General features: G+C 71.5%; 27 protein-coding genes. 13 read left to right on the top strand and 14 right to left on the bottom strand.

Features of this window, described 5'->3' with window-relative positions; all coding sequences use genetic code 11:
* Nucleotides 1-21 precede the first annotated feature (21 nt).
* The 4 genes from FO059_RS04820 to rfbD all read right to left on the bottom strand — a co-directional run bounded on the left by FO059_RS04820 (nt 22) and on the right by rfbD (nt 4,003).
* Nucleotides 22-858, bottom strand: a complete 837-nt coding sequence (locus FO059_RS04820) for an SGNH/GDSL hydrolase family protein (RefSeq protein ID WP_143906830.1) — start codon at nt 856-858, stop codon at nt 22-24.
* Nucleotides 851-2,008: a mannose-1-phosphate guanylyltransferase gene (gene manB / locus FO059_RS04815; RefSeq protein WP_143906828.1), complete on the bottom strand. Its 1,158-nt coding sequence runs from the start codon at nt 2,006-2,008 to the stop codon at nt 851-853. Before manB ends, FO059_RS04820 begins: the two co-directional genes overlap by 8 nt.
* Nucleotides 2,009-2,024: 16 nt before the next feature.
* Nucleotides 2,025-2,888: a glycosyltransferase family 2 protein gene (locus FO059_RS04810; RefSeq protein WP_143910441.1), complete on the bottom strand. Its 864-nt coding sequence runs from the start codon at nt 2,886-2,888 to the stop codon at nt 2,025-2,027.
* Between the two features lie 173 nt (nt 2,889-3,061).
* Nucleotides 3,062-4,003: a dTDP-4-dehydrorhamnose reductase gene (gene rfbD / locus FO059_RS04805; RefSeq protein WP_143906826.1), complete on the bottom strand. Its 942-nt coding sequence runs from the start codon at nt 4,001-4,003 to the stop codon at nt 3,062-3,064.
* Nucleotides 4,004-4,476: 473 nt separating this feature from the next.
* Here rfbD and FO059_RS04800 point away from each other — a divergent pair, with 473 nt between their 5' ends.
* The 3 genes from FO059_RS04800 (at nt 4,477) to FO059_RS04790 (ending at nt 7,596) form a co-directional block, all read left to right on the top strand.
* A complete protein-coding gene (locus FO059_RS04800) occupies nt 4,477-6,030 on the top strand; it encodes an LCP family protein (protein ID WP_235671140.1) in 1,554 nt (517 codons plus the stop codon).
* 68 nt (nt 6,031-6,098) lie between these two features.
* A complete protein-coding gene (locus FO059_RS04795; RefSeq protein ID WP_143906822.1) occupies nt 6,099-6,866 on the top strand; it encodes a TIGR03089 family protein in 768 nt (255 codons plus the stop codon).
* Nucleotides 6,867-6,936: 70 nt separating this feature from the next.
* The gene (locus tag FO059_RS04790; RefSeq protein ID WP_143906820.1) at nt 6,937-7,596 is read left to right on the top strand and encodes a TetR/AcrR family transcriptional regulator; all 660 of its coding nucleotides are present in this window, start codon (nt 6,937-6,939) and stop codon (nt 7,594-7,596) included.
* A 126-nt stretch (nt 7,597-7,722) separates the two neighbouring features.
* On the opposite strand, the gene FO059_RS04785 is transcribed toward FO059_RS04790, so the two are convergent.
* The 8 genes from FO059_RS04785 to FO059_RS04750 all read right to left on the bottom strand — a co-directional run bounded on the left by FO059_RS04785 (nt 7,723) and on the right by FO059_RS04750 (nt 16,471).
* A complete protein-coding gene (locus FO059_RS04785) occupies nt 7,723-8,352 on the bottom strand; it encodes a TIGR03085 family metal-binding protein (protein ID WP_143906818.1) in 630 nt (209 codons plus the stop codon).
* A gap of 12 nt (nt 8,353-8,364) precedes the next feature.
* On the bottom strand, nt 8,365-10,029 hold the full coding sequence (locus FO059_RS04780) for an FAD-binding oxidoreductase (RefSeq protein ID WP_143906816.1): 1,665 nt from the start codon (nt 10,027-10,029) through the stop codon (nt 8,365-8,367).
* A 168-nt stretch (nt 10,030-10,197) separates the two neighbouring features.
* On the bottom strand, nt 10,198-11,046 hold the full coding sequence (locus FO059_RS04775; RefSeq protein WP_143906813.1) for a 3-hydroxybutyryl-CoA dehydrogenase: 849 nt from the start codon (nt 11,044-11,046) through the stop codon (nt 10,198-10,200).
* A gap of 49 nt (nt 11,047-11,095) precedes the next feature.
* Nucleotides 11,096-12,256 carry an acyl-CoA dehydrogenase gene (locus tag FO059_RS04770; RefSeq protein ID WP_143906811.1) on the bottom strand — a complete coding sequence of 387 codons (1,161 nt, stop codon included), beginning with the start codon at nt 12,254-12,256 and terminating at the stop codon, nt 11,096-11,098.
* Nucleotides 12,257-12,539: 283 nt separating this feature from the next.
* Nucleotides 12,540-13,280 carry a TetR family transcriptional regulator gene (locus FO059_RS04765; protein ID WP_408033854.1) on the bottom strand — a complete coding sequence of 247 codons (741 nt, stop codon included), beginning with the start codon at nt 13,278-13,280 and terminating at the stop codon, nt 12,540-12,542.
* A gap of 5 nt (nt 13,281-13,285) precedes the next feature.
* Complete coding sequence (gene purE / locus FO059_RS04760; protein ID WP_143906807.1) at nt 13,286-13,828, bottom strand: 5-(carboxyamino)imidazole ribonucleotide mutase; 543 nt, start codon at nt 13,826-13,828, stop codon at nt 13,286-13,288.
* Nucleotides 13,821-15,038 carry a 5-(carboxyamino)imidazole ribonucleotide synthase gene (locus FO059_RS04755; protein ID WP_372497846.1) on the bottom strand — a complete coding sequence of 406 codons (1,218 nt, stop codon included), beginning with the start codon at nt 15,036-15,038 and terminating at the stop codon, nt 13,821-13,823. The genes purE and FO059_RS04755 overlap by 8 nt, the downstream gene beginning before the upstream one ends.
* 227 nt (nt 15,039-15,265) lie before the next feature.
* The gene (locus FO059_RS04750) at nt 15,266-16,471 is read right to left on the bottom strand and encodes a DUF6578 domain-containing protein (protein ID WP_168226583.1); all 1,206 of its coding nucleotides are present in this window, start codon (nt 16,469-16,471) and stop codon (nt 15,266-15,268) included.
* Between the two features lie 190 nt (nt 16,472-16,661).
* On the opposite strand from FO059_RS04750, the gene FO059_RS04745 reads away from it, so the two are divergent.
* Nucleotides 16,662-17,279, top strand: coding sequence for a hypothetical protein (locus FO059_RS04745; protein ID WP_143906801.1), 618 nt, complete (start codon nt 16,662-16,664; stop codon nt 17,277-17,279).
* 93 nt (nt 17,280-17,372) lie between these two features.
* Entirely contained in the window at nt 17,373-17,930 is a 558-nt protein-coding gene (locus FO059_RS04740) for a GtrA family protein (RefSeq protein ID WP_199257071.1), read from the top strand.
* A 55-nt stretch (nt 17,931-17,985) separates the two neighbouring features.
* On the opposite strand, the gene FO059_RS04735 is transcribed toward FO059_RS04740, so the two are convergent.
* Together FO059_RS04735 and FO059_RS04730 are read right to left on the bottom strand one after the other, a co-directional pair.
* Nucleotides 17,986-18,477: a PH domain-containing protein gene (locus FO059_RS04735; protein WP_143906799.1), complete on the bottom strand. Its 492-nt coding sequence runs from the start codon at nt 18,475-18,477 to the stop codon at nt 17,986-17,988.
* 11 nt (nt 18,478-18,488) lie between these two features.
* Nucleotides 18,489-19,358 carry a biotin--[acetyl-CoA-carboxylase] ligase gene (locus FO059_RS04730; protein WP_143906797.1) on the bottom strand — a complete coding sequence of 290 codons (870 nt, stop codon included), beginning with the start codon at nt 19,356-19,358 and terminating at the stop codon, nt 18,489-18,491.
* Between the two features lie 156 nt (nt 19,359-19,514).
* Here FO059_RS04730 and FO059_RS04725 point away from each other — a divergent pair, with 156 nt between their 5' ends.
* The 8 genes from FO059_RS04725 to FO059_RS04690 all read left to right on the top strand — a co-directional run bounded on the left by FO059_RS04725 (nt 19,515) and on the right by FO059_RS04690 (nt 26,737).
* Nucleotides 19,515-21,167 carry an acyl-CoA carboxylase subunit beta gene (locus FO059_RS04725; protein WP_143906795.1) on the top strand — a complete coding sequence of 551 codons (1,653 nt, stop codon included), beginning with the start codon at nt 19,515-19,517 and terminating at the stop codon, nt 21,165-21,167.
* 11 nt (nt 21,168-21,178) lie between these two features.
* A complete protein-coding gene (locus FO059_RS04720) occupies nt 21,179-21,517 on the top strand; it encodes an acyl-CoA carboxylase subunit epsilon (protein ID WP_235671115.1) in 339 nt (112 codons plus the stop codon).
* 2 nt (nt 21,518-21,519) lie between these two features.
* On the top strand, nt 21,520-22,230 hold the full coding sequence (locus tag FO059_RS04715) for a Maf family protein (RefSeq protein ID WP_143906793.1): 711 nt from the start codon (nt 21,520-21,522) through the stop codon (nt 22,228-22,230).
* A 114-nt stretch (nt 22,231-22,344) separates the two neighbouring features.
* Nucleotides 22,345-22,767 carry a cupin domain-containing protein gene (locus tag FO059_RS04710; RefSeq protein ID WP_233266911.1) on the top strand — a complete coding sequence of 141 codons (423 nt, stop codon included), beginning with the start codon at nt 22,345-22,347 and terminating at the stop codon, nt 22,765-22,767.
* Between the two features lie 128 nt (nt 22,768-22,895).
* The gene (locus tag FO059_RS04705) at nt 22,896-23,312 is read left to right on the top strand and encodes a DUF2784 domain-containing protein (protein ID WP_143906791.1); all 417 of its coding nucleotides are present in this window, start codon (nt 22,896-22,898) and stop codon (nt 23,310-23,312) included.
* Between the two features lie 141 nt (nt 23,313-23,453).
* Nucleotides 23,454-24,365 carry a sulfurtransferase gene (locus tag FO059_RS04700; protein WP_143906789.1) on the top strand — a complete coding sequence of 304 codons (912 nt, stop codon included), beginning with the start codon at nt 23,454-23,456 and terminating at the stop codon, nt 24,363-24,365.
* Entirely contained in the window at nt 24,362-24,781 is a 420-nt protein-coding gene (locus tag FO059_RS04695) for a SufE family protein (protein WP_143906787.1), read from the top strand. Before FO059_RS04700 ends, FO059_RS04695 begins: the two co-directional genes overlap by 4 nt.
* Before the next feature lie 168 nt (nt 24,782-24,949).
* Complete coding sequence (locus FO059_RS04690) at nt 24,950-26,737, top strand: acetyl/propionyl/methylcrotonyl-CoA carboxylase subunit alpha (protein ID WP_143906785.1); 1,788 nt, start codon at nt 24,950-24,952, stop codon at nt 26,735-26,737.
* Nucleotides 26,738-26,739: the final 2 nt, after the last annotated feature.

Below are 26,739 nucleotides of genomic sequence, written 5' to 3'. Positions count from 1 at the left end.
ACCGTCGGCCCGGGCGGGGCCTCAGACCTCGATCGCCGTCAGCGTCGGGTACTTCGGCGAGACGCCGTCCCCGGACGACGCCCCGCGCAGCCGGCGTCCCGCCCAAGGCACCAGGAAGGTGCGCAGCCACTCGCGGTCCACCTCTCGCTGCTCCGCCCGCGACAGCGCCGGCGCGGGCGGCAACTGCGGGCGCTCGACGGCGTGCGGCACGCCCAGCACATCGAGCACCTCGGCGGCCATCAGCGTGTGGCCGAGCGGCGACATGTGCAGCCGGTCGGTGCCCCACATGCGCGTGTCGTCGAAGCCGCGCATGTTCCAGTAGTCCACCAGGTCGGCCCCGGCACGGTACGCTGCGGGCCGCAGCAGCTCGTTGTAGATGGCGGTGCGGCCGCGGAGCCGCCGGAACACCGGCGCCCACCCCGCGTCGTAGGCGGTGAACACGAGCACCCTGGCACCCGAATCGGCGAGCCGGAGCAACGCGCTCTCGTACCGTGCCACCAGGGCGTCGAGATCAAGCGAGGGCCGCATCATGTCGTTGCCCCCGGCGTAGATGGTCACCAGGTCCGGGCGCAGTTCCAGCGCCGGCTCGATCTGCTCGTCGAGGATCTGCGGCAGGAGCCGCCCGCGCACCGCCAGGTTCGCGTAGGCCGGCTCCGGGCCGCCGGCCCGGCGCGCATGCGCCGCCAGCTGTTCTGCGACCCTGTCCGCCCAGCCGCGCAGGCCGTTGGGGCGCGCCGCGTCGTCGTCGCCGACCCCCTCGGTGAACGAGTCGCCCAGCGCCACGTAGCGCCGGTACACCGGCTGTCCGCCGTCGTCCTCCGACTGCCGTCCCACTGCGCTCTCCTCGTTGTCAGACATCGGTCGAGAATCGGACCCCGCCGTCGGGCAGGTGGACCCCGGGCCACACGCGCGCGCCGCCGACGAGCTCGCATCGCGCCCCCACGTCGGCGCCGTCGCCGATCACCGCGTCCCGGATCAGAGCGCGGGGCCCGATGCGGGCGCCGAACCCGATGATCGAACGCTCCACGACGGCGCCGGCCTCCACCTTGGCCCCGTCGAAGAGCACTGCGCCGTCGAGCCGCGCCCCGGCCCCCACCTCGACGCCCCGCCCGACGACGGTGCCGCCGATCAGCAGTGCGCCCGGGGCGACGCCCGCGCTGGCGTGCACCAGCGACTCGCCGCGCGTCCCGTCGAGCGCCGGCGATGGTGCGATCCCACGCACCAGGTCGGCGGACCCGCGGACGAAGTCCTCCGGCGTGCCCATGTCACGCCAGTACGACGCGTCGACGTGCCCGAACACGCGCGCGCCCGCGGCGAGCAGCGCGGGGAAGATCTCGCGTTCCACCGAGACCGCGCGTCCCGCGGGGATCCGCTCGATCACCTTGCGCCGGAACACGTAGCAACCGGCGTTGATCTGGTCCGTGGGCGGATCCTCGGTCTTCTCGAGGAACGCGGTCACCCGCCCCGATTCGTCGGTGGGCACGCAGCCGAACGAGCGCGGGTCCCCCACGCGCACGAGATGCATCGTGACGTCGGCCTCCTGCTGCGCGTGCGTCTCCAGCAGCCCGCCCAGGTCGGTGCCGCCGAGCACGTCGCCGTTGAACACGAGGACGTTCTCCGAGGCGATCCGGGGCAGGACGTTGCGGATGCCGCCGCCGGTGCCCAGCGGATCGGTCTCCGTGATGTATTCGATGGACAGGCCCAGATCCGCCCCGGAGCCGAAGTGCTCCTCGAAGACCTCCGCCTTGAACGAGGTGCTGAGGATGACGCGCCGGATCCCGGCCTGCCGGATGCGCGCCAGCAGGTGCGTCAGGAACGGCACCCCCGCCGTCGGCAGCATCGGCTTCGGCGCCGAGAGCGTCAACGGCCGCAGGCGGGTGCCCTTCCCGCCCACCAGGATCACCGCGTCGGTCTCTTCCGCGAGGTCGCGCCCCGGCGAGGGCGACGCCGGGGCCGCCGCGGATTGCCGCGCCCGGCCGGTTCCCCACTGTCCGGACTGTACGGTCATGGATTCGTCTCCGCTCTCACGCTTGCCTGCCCGCCCTGCGACGCTCACGGACCGCCGACGCCACCGACACCTGCGACCGGAGCCGCAGACCCGCCCACAGCGCCCCGCGCAGCGGCGCCTGCCACCAATGAGGATGCCGGTCCGCCTGGAACCGGTAGGCGCTGCGATGGTGCGCCGGCAGCATCAGCTCCGGCTCCTTGCCGGCGGCATGACCCTTGGCGTGCACCACCGTGGCATCCGGAACATACAGGTTCTGCCAGCCGGCGCGGCCGAGCCTGTCGCCCAGGTCGACGTCCTCCATGTACATGAAGTAGCGCGCGTCGAAGCCACCGATCGAATCGAAGGCCCTTCTGCGCAACAGCAGGCATGAACCGGAGAGCCATCCCACCGGCCGCTCGCTGACCTCCTGCGTTTCCTGCAGGTAGGCGCGCGTCCACCGGTTCGAGGGCCAGACCTTGCCGAGGACCGCATGCCCGGCGCCGTCCAGCAGGCCCGGCACGGCCCGCGCGGACGGGTAGCGCGACCCGTCCGGCTCCAGCACCGTGGGGCCCAGGGACCCGGCACGGGGCCAGCGGCGGGCGGCGGCCAGGAGACTGTCGATGGCGCCGGCCTTCCAGCGCACGTCCGGGTTGGCCACCACGACGAACTCCGCCGCCGGATCGATCTCCGCCACCGCGCGGTTGATCGCGCCCCCGTATCCGATGTTGCCGCCCGTGCGCAGCAGGCGCGCACCCGGGAACTCCTGCGCCGCGGCCTCCGGGGCGCCGTCCGTGGAGCCGTTGTCGGCCATGATGACCTCGGTGGGCAGCACGGTGGCCGACGCGAGCGACTCGAGGAAGCCGCGGAGGTGCTCGCCGGGCGAGTACGTCACGGTGACCACGCTGAGCGTCGGCGCGGGGCCCGATGCCGATCCGCCGGTGGGGGGCGCCGATTCGTCCGAGGGGGTCGCAGTCACGCCGGTCAGGGTATCCACAGCCGCGGGCCGACGACCAATGAGGTGCCGGGCCTGCGCGTCGCGTCACTCTCCGCGCCGCATGGCCGGACGGCGGCGGCTCACGGTTCCGCCAGTGCCGCGGTCAGTGCCGGCCGCCAATGCCGCAACGGGGTGAGCCCGGCGGCTGCCCAGGAGGCGCCGGAGAGAACGGAATAACGCGGGCGGGCCGCCGGCCGGGGCATGTCCTCGGTCCGGCATGCGCGGACCCGGCCCGGATCCGCGCCGAGCTCCTCGAACACGGCCCTCGCCACCTCGTACCACGTCGCCGCCCCGCCGCCGGCGGCGTGCAGCGTGCGCCCCGCCGGCCCGTCCGCCGCCGGCCCGTCCGTCAGCCGCCCCGTGAGCTCGGCGATTCCGCGTGCGAGGTCCCGGACGTACGTGGGCGAACCGCACTGGTCGTCGACCACGTCCACGGTCTCGCGCTCCGCCTCCAACCGCCGCATGGTCGCGACGAAATCGCCGCCGCCGGGCCGCACCGCGCCGGTGTACACCCAGGCCGTCCGGACGATCACCGCGGCCGGATGCGCCCGCCGGACCGCCCTCTCCCCCGCGGCCTTCGAGCGCCCGTACGCGGTATGCGGACCGACGGGGTCGTCCGATTCGTAACCGTCCGCGCCGCAGGAGGCGGGCGATGCCGTCCCCGCCCCGGGTCCGGCCCCGGAGAAGACGTAGTCGGTGGACAGATGCACGAGCCCGCATCCGGCGTCGGCGCACGCCCGCGCCAGGTTCTCCGCGCCCACCGTGTTGACGGCGTGGGCGGCCGCCTCGTCGGCCTCCGCCGCATCGACCGCCGTGTAGGCGGCGCAGTTGACCACCACCCCCGGGTCGATCCGTCGCACGGCCTCCCGCACGGCGGCCGGATCGGTGATGTCCATCTCAGACGAGCCGACCCCCACCGCTTCGACCCGTCCCGCATCGGGTCCCGTCCCGTCGTGCCACCGGGACAGCAATGCGGACCCCAGTTGACCTGCCGCTCCCGCGATCAGTATCCGCGTCGCCATGCGTCGCCCCTCCTTCTCCGAACGGTCCCGCGAACTTCCTCGGTCCGCTTTCCACTGCGGCCGAGTCTGGCACGATCCCGGTCCGGCCTCCCCTGCCACCGCGCGTCGGGCCGCTAGTCTGGAACACCGGTATCGCAGACCGGCGCCCGGCCCGTGCAGGCCACCGGACAGCCCAGTCCACGAGACCCCAGGCGACAAAGCAGTGCAGGCGACCGACAGGAGGGCTGCCCGTGCCGTCCGACCCCGACGGACGTGACCCCCGCGGCGGGCGGAACGCGGCCCGGGCGCGGCGCCGCAGCGACTCCCGGCGCCGCAGCGACTCCCGGCGCCGCAGCGACTCCCGGAGCACAGCGGGAGCCGCCGGTCAGTGGCACCGCCGGTCCCGGAGCGACGGACGCCGGGCCTCCGGCGAGCGGCCGCGCACCGCCGGCGGTCCGCCCCGAACCACTGCCGCGGGCGCGTGGGCGACCGCGCTGCGGCACCCGGGCAAGGTCCTCGTCACGCTGGTGTCGGTACTCGTCCTCATCGTCACCGGGTTCGCCTGGCAGCAGGTGGACTCGCTGCGGTCGAGCCTGACCACGGCCGGCGGCCTGGAGCTGGGGGACGGCAAGGACGGCGCCGTCGACATCCTCATGGTCGGAATCGACTCGCGCACCGACGCCCAGGGCAATCCGCTCTCGCAGCACGAGTTGGACATGCTGCGCGCGGGCGAGGCCGACGCCACCAACACCGACACGATCATCCTCATCCGGATCCCCAACGACGGATCGTCTGCCACCGCGGTGTCGATTCCGCGTGACTCGTACGTGCAGGTCCCCGGCATCGGCATGTCCAAGATCAACGCCGCCTACGGCGAGACCAAGGCGCTCAAGCAGGCGGAGCTCGTCGAGGACGGCATGGACCCGGACAAGGCGGACGCCGAGAGCACGAAGGCCGGCCGGCATGCCCTGCTCGAGGCGGTGGCCGACCTGACCGGCATCACCGTCGACCATTACGCGGAGGTGGGGCTGCTCGGCTTCGTCCTGCTGACGGACGCCGTCGGCGGCGTGCCGGTGTGCCTCAATGCGCCCGTGGACGACCCCTATTCCGGCGCAGACTTCCCCGCCGGCCGGCAGACGCTCCACGGGTCCGACGCGCTGAGTTTCGTGCGGCAGCGGCACGGGCTGCCGCGCGGCGACCTCGACCGGATCGTCCGGCAGCAGTCCTACCTCGCATCGCTCGCCCAGGAGGTGCTGAGCGCGGACATGCTCGCGAACCCCGCCAAGCTGAACCAGCTCAACTCGGCGGTGCAGCGGTCGGTCGTCGTCGACTCCGGATGGGACATCCTCGGCTTCGCCCGCCGCCTGCAGGACCTGTCCGCCGGTGCCGTCACGTTCCGCACCATCCCCGTGCAGAACCCCTCCGGCACGTCGCCGGACGGGGAATCGATCGTGAAGATCGACCCGGCTCAGGTCCACTCCTTCTTCGAGGGGCTCGTGGGCCGCGGCGACCCGCCCGCGGATCCGGCCGGAGACGGCGGCAGCGGACCCGCCGCAGACGGCGGCGAAGCGCTCGACGTCTCCCCGGGCGACGTGACCGTCGACGTGCTCAACAGCTCGGCGATCGGCGGCCTGGCCTCTGCCGTGTCGGAGGCGCTCGGCTCGGTCGGATACCCGGCAGGCCGCGTCGCCAACTACACCGCCGCGCCACCGTCCGAATCGCAGGTGCGCGCGGCGCCGGGGAGCCGTGACGCCGCGACCGCGGTGGCGCGCGCTCTGGGCGGGCTCGAAGTGGTCACCGACGACGCGATGACACCGGGAACAGTCACCGTGGTCGTGTCCGACGAGTACGCCGGTCCCGGCTCCGACACCTGGTCTGGCACCCTGGTGTCCGGGACCGACGGCGTCTCGGAGTCGGGCGGATCGTCCGGTTCCGGAGGATCCGCGGCCGGCACCGGGCAGCCCGGGCCGACCACGGCGCAGCCCGACGCCGACCACCCGGTGGGTCCCGCCGTGAGCGCGGACGACGGCGTCCGGTGCGTCAACTGACCCCGACCCGCATCACCACCGTCGGCCGCACGCAGCGGCTCCGCATATTTCCGCAGACGAGGTGAACAGTGACCCCCACCCACCGCACACTCACCGAGAAGCTCATCGACCCGATCCTCGCGACGAACCCCGCCACGCCCCGCGTGACCTACTACGACGACGGCACCGGCGAGCGTGTGGAATTGTCCACGGTGACCCTGATGAACTGGGCCGCCAAGACCGCCAACATGGTGCGCGACGAGTTCGCCGCGGAACCCGGCACCCGCGTGCGCATCGCGCTCCCCGCGCATTGGCAGACGGCCGCCGTGCTGCTGGGATGCTGGTGGGCGGGCTGCGAGGTCCTGGTGGGCGCCGAGGGCTCAGAAGGCGGCGACGACACCGGCAGTCCTGCGGAGATCGCCTTCGTCGCCGAGTCGCTCATGCAGGCCGACTCCTCCGCCGAAGCGCGCAACGCGGACGAGCTTCTGGTGCTGTCGCTGGACGCGTTCGGCCGCCCGGCCGCCGACCTTCCGCCCGGCGCCACGGATTACGCGACGACGGTACGCCTCCACGGTGACCGGTTCATGCCGCAACGGATCGACGCCGACGCCCCGGCGATGAACGGGCGCAGCATCGCCGACACGGCCGACGAGGCACGCGCGGCCGCCGCTGCGCTCCACATCACGGATTCGGATCGGGTGCTCGCCGTGGCCGGTTGGGACGACGCAGGATCGATTGTGACCGGGTTACTCGCCCCGTTTGCGGCGGGCGCTTCGCTTGTGCAGGTGAGCAACCCGGACGACGCGGCGATGTCGCGCCGATTTGAAATCGAGAAAATCACCGCGGACCTGCGGTAACGATCTAATATCGATAATCTCGACCATATCTCGGGGAGCATGTGCCCGATCCGATAACTAGTATGGCGGCATGCCTACAGACCAGCCCCCGATCAAGCGGAGGCAAGCCGGTGGCGGCCGGCCCGGTCGTCGGCCCGGGCGACCTGATACCCGTGAGACGATCCTCGACGCCGCCTACCAGGCTTTCACATCCCAAGGATTCCGCGCGGCCACTGCGAAATCGATAGCGGACGACGCGGGCGTCGACCCCGCGATGATCAACTACTTCTTCGGCTCCCGGCAGGGCCTGTTCCGCGAGGTGCTCTATCGTCACCACGAGCCCGCCGCCCGGCAGGCCGAGGTGGCGGAGAACATCAGCGACGACAGCGCACAGGGCATGCGCGGCATGGACTTCGCCGAGCGTCTCGTCCGCGAGATCCTGCGGGCGTGGGAGCGCCCCGAGACGCAGAGCCTGCTCACCGGGCTGATCCTGTCCGCGGGCGAGGACCCGCAGACCGACGAGTTGATCCTCGCCGTCGGCGACTCCACCGGCGAAGTGGTGGAGAAACAGCTCACCGAGGACGGGATGGACTCCGCCCTCGCACACCAGCGCAGCGCGGTCATCGTCGCGATGAACATGGGCATGGTCTACGCCCGCTACATCGTGAAGTCGCCGGTAGTGGCGGAGCTGTCGGTGGACGACGTCGTCGCACGGTACGCCCCGGCCATCCGCGGACTACTGGCAGGCTGAGCAACCGCACACCCGTAACAATCCGAATCCCGTCCCGGCCCCGGCCGCACCCTGTGCGGCCGGGGCCCTGCTTTGCATCGGCCGGCCGGCGGATGCCCGCCATCAGATCGCGGCACGCGATGGCGCTCAGGGGATCGTGCGCTTCATCTCCCGCACCGCGCGCGCCTGCTCGGCCGGCCCCTCGAACCCGATGCGCACCGCGTCGCGGCCGAAGGCGTGCAGCACCAGCTCTTCTGGCTCCCCGCGCAGAGTGACCGCGCCGCCGTCGCCGCCGTGGTGCACGCGAACTTCGGGCCGCCCCGGCGCCTCCAGGACCACGGGGGCCGCAGCCGATGAGTACGCGCGCCGACCCAGCATCGTCGCCGCCTTCCACAGCGCACCGCGCACCGGTGCGGGCAGCTCCCGCGGCTCCCAATCCGGTTGTGCGCGGCGCACATCCTCGTGATGCACGATGTACTCGACCAGGTTGGCCTTCTCATCGAGGTAACGCATCGGCGAGTACCACGGCGGGCCGCTGCGCACCGCGTCCAGCAGCTCGCCGAAGTTCCTGCGCGCCACAGACGCCTGCACGCGTGCCGTGTATCCGGCGAGCGGCGGGATGAGGATGCCAGGGGCGGCGTCCGGGCGGCCTTCGCGCAGCACCAGGTGCGCGAGCAGATCGCGCACCGTCCACCCTTCGCACAGGGTGGGCGCGTCGGGCCCAGCCTGCTGCATCGTGTCGACAATGGACCGTCGTTCTTCCCGCACGAATCCCATGTGCTGAGGCTACTACCGCGACGGCGCGGGATCCGCGTTCCGGCGTCCCGCCGCCCTCGGGTCCGAGTCCACGAGCACACCCGGATTGAGTACGCCGCCCGGGTCCAGCGCCGACTTCGCCGCGCGGAACGCGCCCGCGAACACGTCCGGGCGTTGCCGGTCATACCAGGGGCGGTGATCCCGGCCCACCGCATGGTGGTGGGTGATGGTGCCGCCTTCGCGGGCGATGGCCTCGCTCACCGCGGACTTGATCGCGTCCCACTGCGTCACCGTCGCGCCCCAGCGTCCAGCCACGTACACGCCGAAGTAGGGCGCCGGCCCGTCCGGGTACACGTGGGTGAATCTGCACGAGACCACGCCGGCTGCGCCCTCCTGCGCCATCGCGTCCTGCGCCGCGGCGGTGACCGCGTGGCGCAGCGCGTCGAAGCGGTCCCACGTGCACGCCGTTTCGAAGGTCTCGACGATCATCGAGCGCGCGGCCAGGGCGTCCCGCTGGTACGGCATGCGCAGGAACGACGAGCGCCACCGCCGCGCGGGCCCGCCGGCGCCTGCGGAACCCGGGCCGCTGCGCCCGCCGGCGCTGTTTTCGGCGCGGTCGTCGCTGCGCCGGTCGCGGACGGCCCCGCCGTGATCTGCGCACAGCTCGGCCGCACGGTCCATGGCGGCGTCGACCGGGTGGTCGGCGGATTCGAAGCCGAGTACCAGCACGCCGCCCTGCGATGCCGTCCCGGCGTTGAGCATCGCCTCCACCGGGTCGAGCAGCCGGCAGTTCGACGGGGACAATCCGGACTGCACCAGGGCTCTGGTCGCCGCGACGGCGCCTGCGTAATCGTCGAAATGCACTGCGGCCGAGGCCGTGTAGCGCGGGCGGTCCTGCAGGCGCACCCACGCCTCGGTGATGACGCCGAGCGTCCCCTCGGAACCGAGGAACAGCCCGTCCGGCGACGGGCCGGCGCCGGATCCCGGCACGCGCAGAGATTCGGAGGTGCCCGCCGGGGTCACCACCCGCATCGATTCGGTGAGGTCGTCGATGCGGGTGAGAACCGTCGCATAGTGGCCGCCCGCCCGGGTGGCCAGCCAGCCCCCGAGAGTGGAGAACTCGAACGACTGCGGGAAGTGGCGCAGGGTCAGGCCCGCGGGGCGCAGGGCGTCCTCGAGCGCCGGACCGAGGATCCCCGCCTGCACGCGTGCCGCCCGGCTGGTGGCGTCCACCTCCAGGACCTTGTTCATCGCGGTCGTGTCGAGACACACGGCCGGACCGTCGAAGCGCGGTTCGACGCCGCCGACCACCGAGGAGCCGCCGCCGTAGGGGATCACCGCGACGCCCGCTCCGGTGCACCAATCGAGCACATCCGTCACGTCCTGCTCGGTGCGCGGCCGCGCCACCAGGTCCGGCGCGTGGTCGACCGCGCCGTGCAGGTTGCGCACGACATCGCGGAACGCCTTGCCGCGGGCATGCGCGACGCGGTCGGCGTGGCCGTCGGACACGAAGGCCCGCAGGGCGGCGGGCGCCGACACCCGCGGCGCCGGCAGGGGCACGTCGTGGACGGCCGGCGGCCGGTGCGCGGTGAGATCGGCGTCCGGCAGCAGCGCGGCCACCCGCTGCTCCAGCGCGGCGGCCTCCTCCCCTGTCACCGCAGCATCCTCGTCGCCCCACCCCCACCACGATCGACCCACGGTCTCCTCCGTCCACGCCGTGCCACGCGCCCCCCCGCACCGTAGCCCGCGACGACCGCGACGCCGCCGGAAACGCGCGGACGCCCCGGCGGAGAATCCTCCGCCGGGGCGTCCGCCCTCGGTCACGCGCTGCCGCGGCAGGCTCGTGCACCCTGCGGCGGCGGGGACTCAGTTGTAGTCGTAGAAGCCCTTGCCCGTCTTCCGGCCAAGGTGCCCCGCGTCGACCATGCGACGCAGCAGCGGCGGCGGGCACATGTGCGGCTCGCCGAACTCGGCGTACATCGACTCCGCGGCGGCCAGCGCCACGTCGAGGCCCACCGTGTCGCACAGCGTCAGCGGGCCCATCGGGTGGCCGCAGCCGCCCTTCATGCCCGCGTCGATGTCCTCCTTGGTGGCGTAGCCCGACTCGTACATGCGCACCGCCGAGAGCAGGTACGGGATGAGCAGCGCGTTGACGATGAAGCCGGAGCGGTCGCCCGCCTGCACCGCGGTCTTGCCCAGGGTGGCGGAGGCGAACTCGGTGACCGCGGCGGCAGTCTCCGGAGAGGTCGACAGCGTGGAGATGACCTCCACCAGCGGCATCACCGGCACGGGGTTGAAGAAGTGCACGCCGACGACCTTCTCCGGCCGCTGCGTGGCGTTCGCCACCTTGATCACGGGGATCGACGAGGTGTTGGTGGCGAGGATCGCGTCGGCCTTGACGATCTGGTCGAGCTTGCCGAAGATTTCGGCCTTGAGCGACTCGATCTCCGGGGCGGCCTCGATCACCAGGTCGGCGTCGGCGAGATCGTTCATCTCGAGCGTCACGGTGACGCGGGCGAGGGCCGCGTCGGCGTCGGCCTGCCCCAGCTTGCCCGCCTTGACCCCGCGCGCGATCGACTTCTCGATGCGCGCACGGGCCGCGTCGGCGAACTCCTGCTTGGTCTCCAGCACGGTGACCGCGGTGCCGGCCTTGGCGCAGACCTCGGCGATGCCGGCACCCATGGTGCCGCCGCCGACCACTCCTACTTGCTTCATAATCTCGCTTTCGTGTCGGGATCCGTGACCGGCGCGATCGCCGGACGGCTCACTTCAACAGTGCCCGCGACATGACCATGCGCTGGACCTGGTTGGTGCCCTCGTAGATCTGGGTGATCTTCGCGTCGCGCATCATACGCTCCACGGGGAAGTCGGTCGTGAACCCGGCGCCGCCGAACAGCTGCACGGCGTCGGTGGTGACCTCCATGGCCACATCGGACGCGAAGCACTTGGCGGCGGAGGAGATGAAGCCCAGGTTCTTCTCGCCGCGCTCGGCCCGCGCCGCCGAGGTGTACACCATCAGGCGGGCGGCCTCGAGCTTCATGGCCATGTCGGCCAGCATGAACTGCACGCCCTGGAACTCGCTGATCGACTTGCCGAACTGCTTGCGGTCCTTGGTGTAGTCGATCGCCGCGTCCAGCGCCCCCTGCGCCAGCCCCACGGCCTGCGCGCCGATGGTGGGCCGGGTGTGGTCCAGCGTCTCCAGCGCGGTCTTGAACCCGGTGCCGGGCTCGCCGATGATCCGGTCGCCGGGGATGCGGCAGTTCTCGAAGGCCAGCTCGGCGGTGGGGCTGCCCTTGATGCCGAGCTTGTGCTCGTAGCCGGTGACGGAGAAGCCCGGGTCGTCCTTGTGCACCATGAACGCGGAGATGCCGTTGGCGCGCTTGTCGGGGTCGGTCACGGCCATGACGGTGTACCAGGTGGACTTGCCGCCGTTGGTGATCCAGCACTTGGAGCCGTTGAGGACCCACTCGTCGCCGTCGGCCTTGGCGCGCGTGCGCATCGACGCGGCGTCCGAACCCGCCTCCCGCTCGGACAGCGCGTAGGAGGCCATCGCCTCGCCGGAGGCGAGCTGCGGCAGCACCTGCTTCTTGAGCTCGTCGGACCCGTTGAGGATCAGCCCCATCGTGCCCAGCTTGTTCACCGCGGGGATCAGCGACGACGAGCCGCACACCCGCGCGACCTCCTCGATGACGATGCAGGTGGCCACCGAGTCCGCCCCCTGGCCGTCGTACTCCTCGGGCACGTGCACCGCGTTGAACCCGGACGCGGTGAGGGCGTCGAGCGCCTCCTGCGGGAAGCGGGCCTCCCCGTCGACGGCCTTGGCGTACGGCGCGATCTCCTTCTCGGACAGCGAGCGGATCGCGGCGCGCAGCTCATCGTGCTCATCGCCCAGCTTGAACAGGTCGAAATCCGGGTTTCCGGCCATTGGTGGTCCTCCTCGTAGGGTCCGCGGGCGCGGCGGCGACGCCCGATGGACACAGCATGCGTGTCGCTTCGCCGATTCCGAGTGAAATCAAGGGACTCTCGATGACACTCAGTGCCAGCTTGCGCCCTCCACGGACGTCCACATCTCCGTCATGTGCGCAGACAGCGCCTCGACATCCGCCGAAGCCATGATACTCCCGTACTGCACCAGCACGTCAAGCCCTTTTGCTTCCACGTCCGCGCCACGTCCGCGCCACGCCCGCGCCGCGCGGCCACGCTTGGCACTAAGTGCCAGCGACGGTGCCGTCGGCTGTGCGCGCCAGCTGCGACCGCACCGCGTCGGCGATCTCGTCGTCGCCCGCTCCCGGCTCCGCGACGACGACCACCACGCGACGGCCGGCCGACGCCCGCCCGTCTGCGGGCGCCGCTTCGCCGCGCATCCGGCTACGGATCAGTGAAAGTTCGGAGCGCAGCCGGTGCAGCGTGGCCTCCGGGTTGCCGCGCAGCATCTCGCGCAGCAGGTAGTTGTGCCCCGCGGTGACCGCCGCCGCGAACGGCACGATCACCGACGGCGCGGCCGACGGATCGACCGCGCCGAGGTGGTCGGTGAACAGCCGCTCGTAGCTGTGCACGGTGACGATCTCCCGCTCGCGCAGCGCCTCGACGGCATTGACCACGCGGTAGCGCCGCACCGACAGCGCCCGGTTCTCTTCGAACCGGCGGAATACCAGCTCCGCCGCGTCGCACACCGACACCCACGGGTCGGTGTGCGGGCTGTGCCGCGACGTTTCGAGAAACTCGGACGCCTGCGCCAGCAAAGCGCGGTGGTCGGCGAAGACCACGTCCTCCTTGGAGTGGAACTGGCGGAAGAACGTGCGCCGCGAGATCCCCGCGGCCGCCGCGATCTCGTCGACGGTGGTGGACTCGAAGCCCGATTCGGAGAACAGCCGGATCGCGGCGTCCATCACGCGCATCCGCGCATCCGGCAGCGCCGGATTCCGCGGCGCGTCGTCGCCGGGCGGCACCGGTATCAGCCCATCAACTTCGCGCGCAGCGCGGCGTCCTTGTCCGCCACCATGCGCTCCAGGCCCGCCTGGAACTCCACCATCCGCTCGCGCAGCGCGGAATCGGACGCGGCGAGCATGCGTACCGCAAGCAGGCCCGCGTTGCGCGCGCCGCCGATGGACACCGTGGCCACCGGCACGCCCGCCGGCATCTGCACGATCGACAGCAGCGAGTCCATTCCGTCGAGATGCTTGAGCGGGACCGGCACGCCGATCACCGGCAGCGGCGTGGCCGAGGCGACCATGCCCGGCAGGTGCGCGGCACCGCCGGCCCCCGCGATCACCACGCGCACCCCCCTGGTGTGGGCCGCGCGCGCGTAGTCCAGCATCTTCTGCGGCGTGCGGTGCGCGGAGACCACGCCCACCTCGAACGGCACGTCGAACTCCGCCAGCGCCAGCGCGGCGGCCTCCATCGTCGGCCAGTCCGAGTCGCTGCCCATGATCAAACCGACGCGCGCGGCGCCCTCGCCCGGCGCCCCCGGGGTCCGCTCCGGCTGCTGGTCAGTCATCCGCGTGCCCATCCCATCCGTCGGTCCATTCCGCGTGCGACATCCAGTGTGCCGCGCGCTCCGCCCGTTCACGCACGTCCGCCGCATAGTCCGCGTCGTCGGGCGACCCGGGGAAGGCGCCGGCGATGTTGACGTGACCCAGCTTGCGGCCCGGGCGCTCGCCCTTGCCGTACAGGTGCACCTTGGCCTCGGGCATCCGCGCGAACAGGTGATGCAGGCGCTCGTCCATCGACATCTCCGGCGCCTGCGCGGCGCCGAGCACGTTCGCCGTCACCGTGAGCGGCGCCGTGGGCGACGGGTCGCCGAGCGGGTAGTCGAGCACCGCACGCAGGTGCTGTTCGAACTGGGAGGTCACGGCGCCGTCCTGGGTCCAGTGGCCCGAGTTGTGCGGGCGCATGGCCAGCTCGTTGACCTGGATCCGCGGGGTGCCGTCCGGGCCGTCGAACTCGAAGAGCTCCACCGCCATCGACCCGACCACGCCCAGTTCGTCGGCCAGGCGCAGCGCCAGCTGCTGCGCGCGGGAGGCCAGCTCGGTGGAGATGCCGGGCGCCGGGGCCAGCGCGAGGGCGAGCACGCCGTCGCGCTGGACGGTCTCCACCACCGGCCACGCCGCGCCCTGGCCGAACGGCGAGCGCGCCACCATCGCGGACAGCTCGCGCCGCCACGGCACGGCCTCCTCGACCATGAGCACCGTTCCCGCGGCGCGCTGCGCGGCCACCACCTCCGCGGCCTCGTCCTGGGAGTGCAGCACCCACACGCCCTTGCCGTCGTAGCCGCCGCGGGTCGCCTTGACCACCACCGGCCAGGAGTGATGCTCGGCGAACTCCGCCACGTCCGCGGTGCCCTCCACCGGCGCGAAGTCCGGCACCGGCGCGCCGAGTTCACGCAGCCTGCGGCGCATCAGCAGCTTGTCCTGGGCGTGCACCAGCGCCTCCGGCGGCGGCAGCACCGTCACGCCCTCCGCCACAAGTGCGTGCAAGTGCTCCGGCGGCACGTGCTCGTGGTCGAAGGTGAGCACCGAAGCCCCGTCCGCCGCGCGGCGCAGCGCGTCGAGATCCGTGTGGCTGCCGAGCACCACGTCCGCGGACACCTGCGCCGCGGACTCGTCCGGCGCGCCCGCGAGTACCCGCAGGTTCTGCCCCAGCGCGATGGCCGCCTGCTGCGTCATCCGCGCCAGCTGCCCGCCGCCGATCATCGCGACCAGCGGCATCACGCCCGCCGCCGCGGCCTCCTCGCCGCGGCCGGGAGGGGCGGAATCCCGCGCGCCGCCGCGGATGCGCGAGTCGCCGTGCGCGGCACTGTCGTCGTCAGCCGGTGCGGAGAGAGGTTCGTCGGTCACGGCTGTCCATGGTGTCACGGGAGCGGCCTGCGCGCGGACTCGCCCTGGATATGCGCGCACGCAGCTCAGCACCCCGGAGAGCGCCAAGTCCAACGGTTCTATGTTGCGGCGCGCGGCGGCGGAAACGAGATCCTCGCGACGATGTCGGCGTTGGCCGGATCCGTCAGCGGGTCCGGCCGAACCCAGCGCACAGTGCCACGGGTTCGCACATCGAGGTCGATGCGCCGACGCGTGCCGTCCGGGGATTGCGCGGTGAGCATGCCCACGGCCCTCCACTCCGTGCCGTCGGTCCCGCGCGCCGAGTCGGCTCGCCCCCACTGCGCCGTGACCTCGGCGATGGTGGCCGGATCCGCGACGGGGACGAACCGCCGCTCCTCGTCGAGCACCCGCAGCCGGTGGGCGTCGCCCTCGATGCGCACGGCGCCGTAGCGGGGGTCCTTGCTCAGTTTAGGACGCAGGTGACCAATCAGGAAAAGCTGCCCGTCGAAGAAAACGGTGCTGCCACCCTCCGTGCAGACACGTTCCACGGTCAGCGTCCCGTCGTCGTCGCGATCGCACCGGAACACCTCGTAGCGGGAGGTGATCCAGCACCCGTCACGGTCGGCGTGAACCCTGCGGGTCCACTGGTCCACCGGCGGCTCGATGGTCAGCGGCAACAGGTACTCGACCACTCGCGGCGGCGACGGCCTCGTGTCGATGTGCAGCAGGACCGGATCCGACCGGTCCATCACCCACACGTCGGGCCCGGCGACGGAAACCGCGCCGGCGACGAACTCCGGCTTCGCCGCCGGCACGTCGTGGACGTCCAGGTCGACCAGCACGCCCGTCGCCCGGAAACCGTCCTCTTCTACAACCAGGTCCGACCAGAAGCGGCGCGGGGTGAACTCGACCTCGGTCAGCCGCTCGGTGCCGTCCACGGCGCGTATCCCTCGTTCGACGTGCTCGAAGCGCTGCTCGACGAGCCGGACCCGCCGCACCCGGCCGCGCACCCGCGCTGCGTTGCTTGACGACGTCCAGCCGACACCGACGACGAGCGTTCCGGTGAGTTCGACCCGTCCGGCCAGTGGCTGCTCAGACAGCCACTCGGCGGACCATCCGTCACCGATCACTTCGTGGGGCCAGCGCAGTCGACCGCCGGGTCGGTTGCGGGGGGCGTGCCCGAACATCGGCCGCGCGATGGCCTGCACGGCGCGCTCACACGGCGAGGGTGTCTGCCCGGCGGGGTCGAACGTCAACTCGACGTCGAGGAGGTCTCCGCGATCGGGCGGGGTGAGCGAGCGGTCATCGAAAACCCAACCGGGCACGAACACGGAAATCGTGCGATCAGCCGTTTCGGCAGTCATCGTGCAAACCCCACGCACTCGACGAACCGATGGGCGAAGCCATCGGGCGCGGGGACACCTTGCACCGGAAACTACCACGACGCCCCCCGATAGCCGCGGGCATTCCCGCGAGAGCATCGCGGCCGAGAGAACCCCCGTGCACCATGTCTCCATGGCGGAGTTGCGGATAGTCCTGCCCGAGTACCTGGTCTCGGACGGCCAGGAGACGATCCCGCGGGTCGGCGACCGGGTGGAGTACTTGCTGGAGTTCCGGGAGATCGACCCCGCAGTCTTTCCTGAGGCCTCCCACGTGGTCGAGACGCGCGCAGAGCACGTTCCTGCCGCCGGCAACGCGCATGCCGACGCCGACCGCCGAATCCTTGCGCACCATGACGGGCGCCGGCACTTGCTCCGTGGGAGTCACTGGGCCGCCTCGCTCGCTTCGCAGACCCTCGACTCCGTTCCGGCCGAGCTCGTCGGGATCTTCGAGGTCGCATGCCTGGGAATGGTGACAGAGCACGCACGCGCGGCGGGCGAAGTGACCGACTGCATGCTCATCACCCGGACGAGTTGGCCCGACACAGACGGCGAGTATTCGCACGACGGAACCATGAAGCTCAGCCCTCTACGCGTCGGACAGTCCGGATTCGATTCCGGACTGGTGGCCGACGTACCCGACAACTTCCACGGCTCCGGCTGGTTCCCGCTCGTGCCACCACGGGACGGTCCTTGGCGCTGCGAGGAGGGCGCCCTCGTCACGCTCGATGTCGACGGATCCGCACCGCAATAAACGGGCCCCGCGGGCGAGATCCCGCACACACTCCGCACCCTGCCTGCGCCGCAGCGCACACGCCGGGCCTTGCGGAATCTAGACTGTGGGATCGTGGCCTATGTCGACACCGTGATGGGGATGATCCCGCAGCCGTTCCGGGACCTCGCGCTGCGCCACGCCGAGTTCATCAAGTTCGCCATCGTCGGAGGTACCACCTTCGTCGTCGACCTGGCGATCTTCTACTGCCTCAAGCTCACGATCCTCGAGCCCAAGCCGGTCACCGCCAAAATCATCTCCGGCGTGCTGGCCATGATCCTGTCGTACTTCCTCAATCGGCAGTGGTCGTTCCGCTCCCGCGGCGGTCGGCACATCAGCTCCGAGGCGGTGCTGTTCTTCATCGTCAGCGGGATCGGCGTGGTGCTGAGCTTCGCGCCGCTGTGGGTGTCCCGCTACGGGCTGCACCTGAACGCCGAGCACTATTCGCTCACGGTCGAGAACATCGCGGACTTCGTCAGCGCCTACATCATCGGCAACCTGCTGCAGATGGCCTTCCGGTTCTGGGCCATGCGGCGCTGGGTGTTCCCGCACGAGGACGGGACCACCGAGATCGACGTGTCCGAACCCGGCCCGCCGGACCTCCCCGAGCCGCGGCTCACGCCGCGAGGCTGAATCCACGGACCGCGGCGACCGCGCATGCCGCCGCGCGCCGCCGCTCCGGGTCCGATCAGCTCCAGCCCGCCTCCTCGCGGATGAGCCGCTGCACGCGTCGCGCCCCGGGCATCCCGGCGAACTCCAACGGCTCCGCAGAAGATGAACGCAGCACCAGGGTCCCCGCGCCCAGCAGCCGCTCCGAGAACGACCGGCGATAGCGGACGTCGCTGACCCGTTCCAGTTCCAGCTCGAACCCGGAGCGCGAGAACACCCCCTGGCGGACCATGACGCGCCGGTCCGTGACGACGAAGTGCGTCGACCGCCACCGCAGCCACGGCAGCACGCACCGCCACCACACCGCCGCGCACCACGCCACCGCGAGAACGCTGTAGAGCACCGCGGAGACACCCGGGCCCGCATGCCGCTCGATCAGGCCGCCGCAGATGCCCGCGACGCCCGTCAGCACCGGCAGCAGCAGGGCCGCAGGCAGGACCGACTTCCAGTGCGGATTCCGGTGCCACAGCACCGTCTCGCCCGGTTCCAGGACGCTCTCGGGGTAGGCCATCGCCGTCCCGGTCAGCCCGCGCCCGGCGCGGGGGCCGGGCGCACATGCTCGACGTCGCCCGCCGCCACCGCCACGGGCCCCGCCGACCCCGCGTCGATGAGCAGGCAGCCGCGCTCGTCGATGCCCGTCGCGCGGCCGACGTGCGCGTCGCCGCCGGGCAGCAGCGCCCGCACCTCGCGTCCCACCGTGCTGCAGTGGCGCAGGTAGTCCGCGGTCAGCTCCGGGGATTCGCCGCGCAGCCCCTGCCAACGGTGCGTCCGCGAGGCCAGGTTGCGCAGCATCGCCCGGACCAGTGTGTTGCGATCCACGCACGCGGCGCCCTCGACCGCCAGCGACGTCGCGGTGGGGACCGGCAGCTCGTCGGCCGACTGCGAGACGTTGAGACCCACCCCCACGACGATCATCGGGACGTACGGCGCACCCGGTCGGGCGGCGGGCGAGGCGACCTCGGCGAGGATCCCGGCCACTTTCCTGTCGCCGACGAGAACGTCGTTCGGCCACTTGAGCCGCGCGTCGACCTCCGCCACCTCGCGGAGCGCGTCGACCACGGCGACCCCGGTGAGCAGCGGCAGCCAGCCGATCCGGTCCGGGGGGATTCCGGGCAGGCGCAGCACCGTCGACATCAGAACCTGGGATTGCGGCGCGCACTCGAACGACCGCCGATGCCGCCCACGGCCCGCCACTTGCTGCTCGGCCAGCAGCACCGTCCGATCCAGCGATTCGGGACGCCGGTCCCGCGCGATGCGCTCGAGCAGGTCCGCGTTGGTCGAGCCTGTCTCCGCGAGCACCTCGAGACCCGACCACGGCGCGTCCACCGCGCCCGCCAGGCTCCGCCGCAGGCCGCGCTCGTCCAGCGGCGGCCGTCCCAGATCCCCGTACATGCCACCCAGACTATTGACTGTTCCGCGGCTGCGCGCAGTCGCCGCCCGCCCGCGCGCGAGCCGCGGTTCACGCTGTGGCCACCCGCACACCGACTACCGGCCGGTAGTCGGACCTCGCAGTAATGCGGTGTGGCGCGCATCGCTACCATGCAGCACATGACCAGTGCGACAGACTCGACGACGGGCGCCGCGGCCCCACAGGACCCGGCCGCCATCGACATCCACACGACCGCGGGCAAACTCGCGGACCTGCGCAACCGGCTCGCGGAGGCCCAGCAGCCGGTCGGCGCGGCCGCCATTGAGAAGCAGCACGCGAAGGGCAAGCTCACCGCCCGCGAACGCATCCAGGAGCTGCTGGACGACGGTTCGTTCGTGGAGATCGACGCGCTCGCCCGGCACCGATCGACGAACTTCGGCCTGGACGCCAACCGCCCCACCGGCGACGGCGTGGTCACCGGCTACGGCACCATCGACGGGCGCGAGGTCTGCATCTTCAGCCAGGACGTGACCGTCTTCGGCGGCAGCCTCGGCGAGGTCTACGGCGAGAAGATCGTCAAGGTCATGGACCTTGCGCTCAAGACCGGCCGGCCGCTGATCGGCATCAATGAGGGCGCCGGCGCCCGCATCCAGGAGGGCGTGGTCTCCCTGGGCCTGTACGGCGAGATCTTCTACCGCAACGTGCAGGCCTCCGGCGTGATCCCGCAGATCTCGCTGATCATGGGACCCAACGCGGGCGGGCACGTCTACTCCCCGGCGCTGACCGACTTCATCGTCATGGTCGACAAGACCAGCCAGATGTTCGTCACCGGCCCGGACGTCATCAAGACAGTCACCGGCGAAGACGTCACCATGGACGAGCTCGGCGGCGCGAACACCCACATGGCCACCTCCGGCGTGGCGCACTACGTGGCGCCCGACGAGCAGGACGCGCTCGACTACGTCAAGGAGCTGGTGGGCTACCTGCCCGACAACAACCGTTCCGAGCCGCCGCGCTACCCGGCGCCCAACCCGGTGGAGACGTCGGTCGAGGATTCCGTGACCGCCACCGACCTCGAACTCGACTCGCTCATCCCCGACTCCCCCAACCAGCCGTACGACATGCACGGGGTCATCGAGCGGCTGGTCGATGACGAGGAGTTCCTCGAGGTCCAGGCGGGCCGCGCCACCAACATCATCGTGGGCTTCGCGCGCATCGACGGCCGCTCCGTCGGCATCGTCGCCAACCAGCCGACGCAGTTCGCCGGCACGCTCGACATCGACGCCTCCGAGAAGGCCGCCCGCTTCGTGCGCACGTGCGACGCCTTCAACATCCCCATCGTCACCCTGGTGGACGTGCCCGGCTTCCTGCCGGGCACCGAGCAGGAGTACGGCGGCATCATCCGGCGCGGCGCCAAGCTGCTGTTCGCCTACGGCGAGGCCACGGTCGGCAAGATCACCGTCATCACGCGCAAGGCTTACGGCGGCGCCTACGACGTCATGGGGTCAAAGCACATGGGCGCCGACGTCAACATCGCCTGGCCGACGGCCCAGATCGCCGTCATGGGCGCGTCGGGCGCGGTGGGCTTCGTCTACCGCAAGGAGCTCAAGGCCGCCGAGGCCGAGGGCAAGGACGTCGACGCGGTGCGCCTGGATCTCCAGCAGGAGTACGAGGACACGTTGGTCAACCCGTACGTCGCCGCCGAGCGCGGTTACCTGGACGCGGTGATCCCGCCCTCGCACACCCGCGCCTACATCGCCAAGTCGCTGCGGCTGCTCGAACGCAAGTCGGTCAGCCTGCCGCCCAAGAAGCATGGGAACATTCCACTGTGAGTGTCGGAACTGTGTCGAAGGCCGGAGCGGTGGTGGATTCCCAAACTATGGTGGATGCGGAAGCTGTGGATACCGAAGCGCAGAGCGCGATCGACGAGGCCGCCGCGCCGGCCGGTGACGGCGACGTGGCCACGGCTCCGGCGTTGCTCCGGGTCGTGAAGGGCAACCCGTCGCCCGAGGAGCTCGCGGTACTGGTCGCCGTCGTCGCCGCCGCCTCCGGCAATGGCGGTGACGGTTCCGATGATGCGGGTCCGCGTGACATGTGGGGCGATCTCGACGACGCGCTCGACGGCATGCCGCGCATGTTCTCGCCGCGCGCGTACCAATCCGGGAGATTCGGCGGCCGCTGATCATGGCATCGCCCGTCGCCGCCCGCCCGGGTGATCCCGGCCCGGACGGCGCCGTCGCGCCCGTCCTGTTCGTCCTCGCATCCGCCTCCCCCGCGCGTCTGTCGGTGTTGCGCGCGGCGGGGGTGGAACCGTCGGTGCGGGTCTCCTCGGTGGATGAGGACGCTGTCGCATCCGCCTTGCCGGAGCAGACCGGCCCCGCCGAAGTCGTCGCGGCGCTCGCCCGCGCGAAGGCGGTCGACGTGGCCGACGGTCTCGCCGTGCAGGCGCGCGACGCCGACGCCCCGGCCCACACGGTGATCGTCGGTTGCGACTCGATGCTGCACATCGACGGCCGCCTGCAGGGCAAGCCGCACACCGTGGAGGCCGCACGCGAACGTTGGGCCACGATGGCCGGGCGCAGCGGCGACCTTCTCACGGGGCACTGCCTGCTGCGGATCGCGGACGGGCGCGTGATTGCCGAGGCGGAGGGCGTCTGCTCCACCACAGTGCGGTTCGGCACGCCCTCGCAGGCGGAGCTCGAGGCGTATCTGGCGTCCCGCGAACCGCTCGAGGTGGCCGGGGCCTTCACGCTCGACGGCCTCGGCGGCTGGTTCGTCGACTCGCTCGAGGGCGACCCGTCCAGCGTCATCGGCATCGGCTTGCCGCTGGTCCGCACGCTCCTGCGCGACGTGGGTCTCGACGTCGCGCAACTGTGGGCGGGCAACGCCCGCTGACCGCGCTGACCGGCGCTGCCCGCTGACCGCGCTGCCCGCTGACCGGCGCTGCCACGCTCCTCCGGCGGGGGTCCGTGCGATGATCGGGTCCGACGGCCGCGCTGAGAGGTGACCATGCCCGAATCCGAGGAAACCATGCCCGCCCCTGAGGCGACGACGTCCGGCTCCGAGACGGCCTCGCCCGGCACTGCGCCCCGGGTCCTCACGATGACCGACCACCACGGGCTGATCGACGCCGTGGCGCCGCGCGGCGCGCGCCCGGGCGTCAAGCGCATCATGGTCGCCGACGGCGCCCGCGTGATCGTCTTCCGGTTCGCCGCCGGCCAGATCCTCGCCGAGCACAAGGCCGCGTTCCCGATTCTGGTGCAGTCCATCGACGGGCACATCGAGTTCACCGCCGACGGCCGCACCGTGGACCTGCATCCCGGCGACGTCGCACACCTGTCGGCCCGGCTGTTGCACGAGGTGCGGGCCGTCACCGACGCCACGCTGCTGCTGACCATGCTCGACCCGGCCGCGGCCACCGGCGAGGAGTAGCCCGCCGGGCCGGCGTGGAACGTGCACGCCGCGCCTCGCAGTGTTGGCCGATTCGCGCATCGCGGAGCCGTTCGCGGACTAATCTCAAGCGGTAAGGACGCACCGTTCCGGTCCGCGGGGGTGAGCGCGTGTACGTGGCACTGGTGGCCGTGTCGGCGGCCCTGCACTTCGCTTTCATCGGGTACCTGCTGTGCGGCGGGTTCATCGCCTGGCGCCATCCCCGCACGATCTGGCTGCACCTGATCGCCGCCGCGTGGGCGGTCTGCATCACGGTCATCCCGTACCTCGAATGCCCGCTGACGCTGATCGAGCGCTGGGCCCGCGACGGCGGGGGCATGGATCCGCTGCCGGACGGCGGGTTCATCGCCTACTACATCACCGGCGTGTTCTATCCGCGCGGTGCGGCCGGCATCGCCGAGATCGCGGCGGCGCTCGTCGTCGCCGCGTCGTGGGCGGGCTTCGCGGTCGTGCAGTCGCAGCGCCGCGCACCGGCCTCCGTCCAATCCCGCGACGACCGGTCGGCCCCGCACCGACCGCACGAGTGACAGGGTCCACACCGCCGCGCTGCCCCGCGCCGTGTCTCATCCGCCTGCTCGGGACTACGCTGATTTACGTCACGGCGGTATTGCCTAATCGGCCCGCGGTGACGCCTCAGCCCGCCACTGCCGAGACAACAGGAGCGCACCGTGCCAGTCCCCGTCGAGCAGAATCCGGCCTTCGCCGCCTACGCACACCCGGAGCGACTCGTTTCCACCGAGTGGCTCTCCGCGAACATCGGCACGCCGGGTCTGGTCGTCGTCGAATCGGACGAGGACGTGCTGCTCTACGACGTCGGCCACATCCCCGGCGCCGTCAAGGTGGATTGGCACCTCGACCTCAACGACCAGGTGACGCGCGACTACCTCGACGGGCCCGCCTTCGCCGAGCTGATGAGCAGCAAGGGCATCAAGCGCGACGACACCATCGTCGTCTACGGCGACAAGTCCAACTGGTGGGCCGCCTACGCGCTGTGGGTGTTCACGCTGTTCGGGCACGAGGACGTGCGCCTCCTCGACGGCGGCCGCGACGCGTGGCTGGCGGAGAACCGCGAGATGACCTTCGACGTGCCGCAGCTGCCCCGCACGGAGTACCCGGCGGTGGAGCGCGACGACTCGCAGATCCGCGCCTACCAGAGCTACGTCCGGGACTTCCTCGGCTCGGGGCCGCTCGTGGACGTCCGCTCGCCCGAGGAGTACACGGGCCAGCGCACGCACATGCCCGACTACCCGCAGGAAGGGGTCCTGCGCGGCGGGCACATCCCCACCGCCGTGTCCATCCCGTGGGCGAAGGCCGCCGCGCCCGACGGCCGCTTCCGCTCCCGCGACGAACTCGAGGAGATCTACGCCGGCGTCAAGGAGGCCCGCCAGGGCGACGACGGCGAGATCATCGCCTACTGCCGGATCGGCGAGCGCTCCAGCCACACCTGGTTCGTCCTGACCCACCTGCTGGGCCTGCCGAACATCCGCAACTACGACGGCTCCTGGACCGAATGGGGCAATACGGTGCGCGTGCCCATCGCAGCGGGTGAGGAGCCCGGGGCGGTACCGTCGCAGGCATGAGCATTCCCGCCGCGCTCGCGGAGATCATCGACGATTTCGAGGATCTCCAGGGGCAGGACAAGGTCACCCTCCTCCTCGAGTTCAGCCAGGAGCTCCCCCCGCTCCCGGCCGAGCTTGAGGAGGCGGCGATGGAGCCCGTGCCCGAGTGCCAGTCGCCTCTGTTCCTGCGGGTCGACGCCGCCGACAGGCAGTCGGTGCGCCTGTATTTCAGCGCTCCCCCGGAGTCCCCCACCACGCGCGGGTTCGCGGGGATCCTCTACGAGGGGCTCAACGGCAGCAGCGCCGAGGACATCCTGGGGGTGCCCGACGACTTCTACTCCACCCTGGGACTCGAGAAGGTGGTCAGCCCGCTGCGGCTGCGCGGATTGTCGGCCATGCTCTCGCGGGTCAAGCGCAACATCCGGGAGTCCGCCTGAAGCCGCCGTCACACGGGCGCCTAGAATGTGATCCGGTCGCGCAGTGGCGCGATGCGGTCGCAGCGGGACCGGCGGCTGACGCCGCATGGCCCGGTTGCTTAGACTCCATTACCAGAATCGCCCCCGCGAGGGGCATGAACTTCCACGAAGACACTCCCGGGAGGCCCTGTGCCGAATCACTCCAGTGAAAAGATCACCAAGGTCCTCGTCGCCAACCGTGGCGAGATCGCGGTGCGAGTGATACGAGCGGCAGCCGATGCGGGTCTCGCCAGCGTGGCCGTCTACGCCGAGCCCGACGCCAACGCACCTCACGTCCGCCTCGCCGACGAGGCCTTCGCTCTGGGCGGCCAGACCTCTGCCGATTCGTACCTGAACATCGAAAAGCTCATCAAGGCCGCAGCCGATTCCGGCGCCGACGCCATCCACCCCGGCTACGGGTTCCTGTCCGAGAACGCCGACTTCGCGCAGGCCGTCCTCGACGCCGGCCTGATCTGGATCGGCCCGTCGCCGCAGTCCATCCGCGACCTGGGCGACAAGGTCACCGCCCGGCACATCGCCGAGCGCGCGCAGGCGCCCATGGCCGCGGGCACCAAGGATCCGGTGGCCGGGGCGGACGAGGTCGTCGCCTTCGCCGAGCAGCACGGCGTCCCCGTGGCCATCAAGGCGGCGTTCGGCGGCGGCGGGCGCGGCATGAAGGTCGCGCGCACCGTCGAGGAGATCCCCGAGCTGTTCGAGTCGGCCACCCGTGAGGCGGTCGCAGCCTTCGGCCGCGGCGAGTGCTTCGTCGAGCAGTACCTGGACAAGGCCCGCCACGTCGAGGCCCAGGTGATCGCCGATACGCACGGCAACGTCGTCGTGGTCGGCACCCGCGACTGCTCCCTGCAGCGCCGCTTCCAGAAGCTGGTCGAGGAGGCGCCCGCGCCGTTCCTGACCGATGAGCAGCGCGGCCGCATCCACGAGTCCGCCAAGGCCATCTGCCGCGAGGCCGGCTACTACGGCGCCGGCACCGTGGAGTACATGGTGCAGGGCGACACGATCAGCTTCCTCGAGGTCAACACGCGCCTGCAGGTGGAGCACCCCGTCACGGAAGAGACCTCCGGCATCGACCTGGTGCTCGAGCAGTTCCGCATCGCCAACGGCGACGAGATCTCCATCAAGGAGGATCCCACCCCGCGCGGGCACTCCATCGAGTTCCGCATCAACGGCGAGGACGCCGGCCGCGGCTTCCTGCCCGCCCCCGGCCCCGTCACCCTGTTCCAGCCGCCCACGGGCCCCGGGGTCCGCATGGACTCAGGCGTGGAGACCGGCAGCGTGATCGGCGGCCAGTTCGACTCGATGCTCGCCAAGCTCATCGTCACCGGCGAAGACCGCCCGCAGGCCCTGGCCCGCGCCCGCCGCGCACTGGCCGAGTTCACGGTGGAGGGTCTGGCCACGGTGATCCCGTTCGACCGCGCAGTGCTGGACGACCCGGCCTTCATCGGCGACGAGAACGGCTTCGACATCTACACCAAGTGGATCGAGACCGAGTGGGTCAACAACGTCGAGCCCTTCAACGCGCCCGGTGAGGCGCCGGAGGACGACGCCGAGCGGCAGAACGTCGTTGTCGAGGTCGGCGGCCGCCGCCTCGAGGTGTCGCTGCCCGGCGAGCTGAACCTCGGCGGCAACGGCGGCGGCACCGCGACCGCCGTGCGCCGCAAGGTCAAGCCCCGCAAGCGCGGCGCCGCCGGCAACGCCGCCGTGTCGGGTGACGCGATCACCGCCCCCATGCAGGGCACCGTCGTCAAGATCGCAGTCGAGGAGGGCCAGGAGGTCGCCTCCGGCGACCTGATCGTGGTGCTCGAGGCGATGAAGATGGAGAACCCGGTGACCGCGCACAAGGACGGCGTCGTCACCGGCCTGGCCGTCGAGCCGGGTGCTGCCATCAACCAGGGCACCGTGCTGGCCGAGATCAAGTAGGC

It is taken from the genome of Tomitella fengzijianii (genome assembly GCF_007559025.1).
GTDB classification, from domain to species: domain Bacteria; phylum Actinomycetota; class Actinomycetes; order Mycobacteriales; family Mycobacteriaceae; genus Tomitella; species Tomitella fengzijianii.
Note: the sequence above shows the minus strand (reverse complement) of the source record. Positions and strands in the feature narration are given on the sequence as shown.

Coding starts and splice junctions, on each gene's coding strand:
- manB (WP_143906828.1), bottom strand. CDS start 2,008: ATGACCGTACAGTCCGGACAGTGGGGAACCGGCCGGGCGCGGCAATCC.
- FO059_RS04770 (WP_143906811.1), bottom strand. CDS start 12,256: ATGGCCGGAAACCCGGATTTCGACCTGTTCAAGCTGGGCGATGAGCAC.
- FO059_RS04735 (WP_143906799.1), bottom strand. CDS start 18,477: ATGGCCTACCCCGAGAGCGTCCTGGAACCGGGCGAGACGGTGCTGTGG.
- FO059_RS04695 (WP_143906787.1), top strand. CDS start 24,362: ATGAGCATTCCCGCCGCGCTCGCGGAGATCATCGACGATTTCGAGGAT.
- FO059_RS04790 (WP_143906820.1), top strand. CDS start 6,937: ATGCCTACAGACCAGCCCCCGATCAAGCGGAGGCAAGCCGGTGGCGGC.
- FO059_RS04755 (WP_372497846.1), bottom strand. CDS start 15,038: ATGCCGCTGGTCGCGATGATCGGCGGCGGGCAGCTGGCGCGGATGACG.
- FO059_RS04710 (WP_233266911.1), top strand. CDS start 22,345: ATGCCCGAATCCGAGGAAACCATGCCCGCCCCTGAGGCGACGACGTCC.
- FO059_RS04820 (WP_143906830.1), bottom strand. CDS start 858: ATGTCTGACAACGAGGAGAGCGCAGTGGGACGGCAGTCGGAGGACGAC.
- FO059_RS04785 (WP_143906818.1), bottom strand. CDS start 8,352: ATGGGATTCGTGCGGGAAGAACGACGGTCCATTGTCGACACGATGCAG.
- FO059_RS04775 (WP_143906813.1), bottom strand. CDS start 11,046: ATGAAGCAAGTAGGAGTGGTCGGCGGCGGCACCATGGGTGCCGGCATC.
- FO059_RS04745 (WP_143906801.1), top strand. CDS start 16,662: ATGGCGGAGTTGCGGATAGTCCTGCCCGAGTACCTGGTCTCGGACGGC.
- FO059_RS04730 (WP_143906797.1), bottom strand. CDS start 19,358: ATGTACGGGGATCTGGGACGGCCGCCGCTGGACGAGCGCGGCCTGCGG.
- rfbD (WP_143906826.1), bottom strand. CDS start 4,003: ATGGCGACGCGGATACTGATCGCGGGAGCGGCAGGTCAACTGGGGTCC.
- FO059_RS04715 (WP_143906793.1), top strand. CDS start 21,520: ATGGCATCGCCCGTCGCCGCCCGCCCGGGTGATCCCGGCCCGGACGGC.
- FO059_RS04725 (WP_143906795.1), top strand. CDS start 19,515: ATGACCAGTGCGACAGACTCGACGACGGGCGCCGCGGCCCCACAGGAC.
- purE (WP_143906807.1), bottom strand. CDS start 13,828: ATGACTGACCAGCAGCCGGAGCGGACCCCGGGGGCGCCGGGCGAGGGC.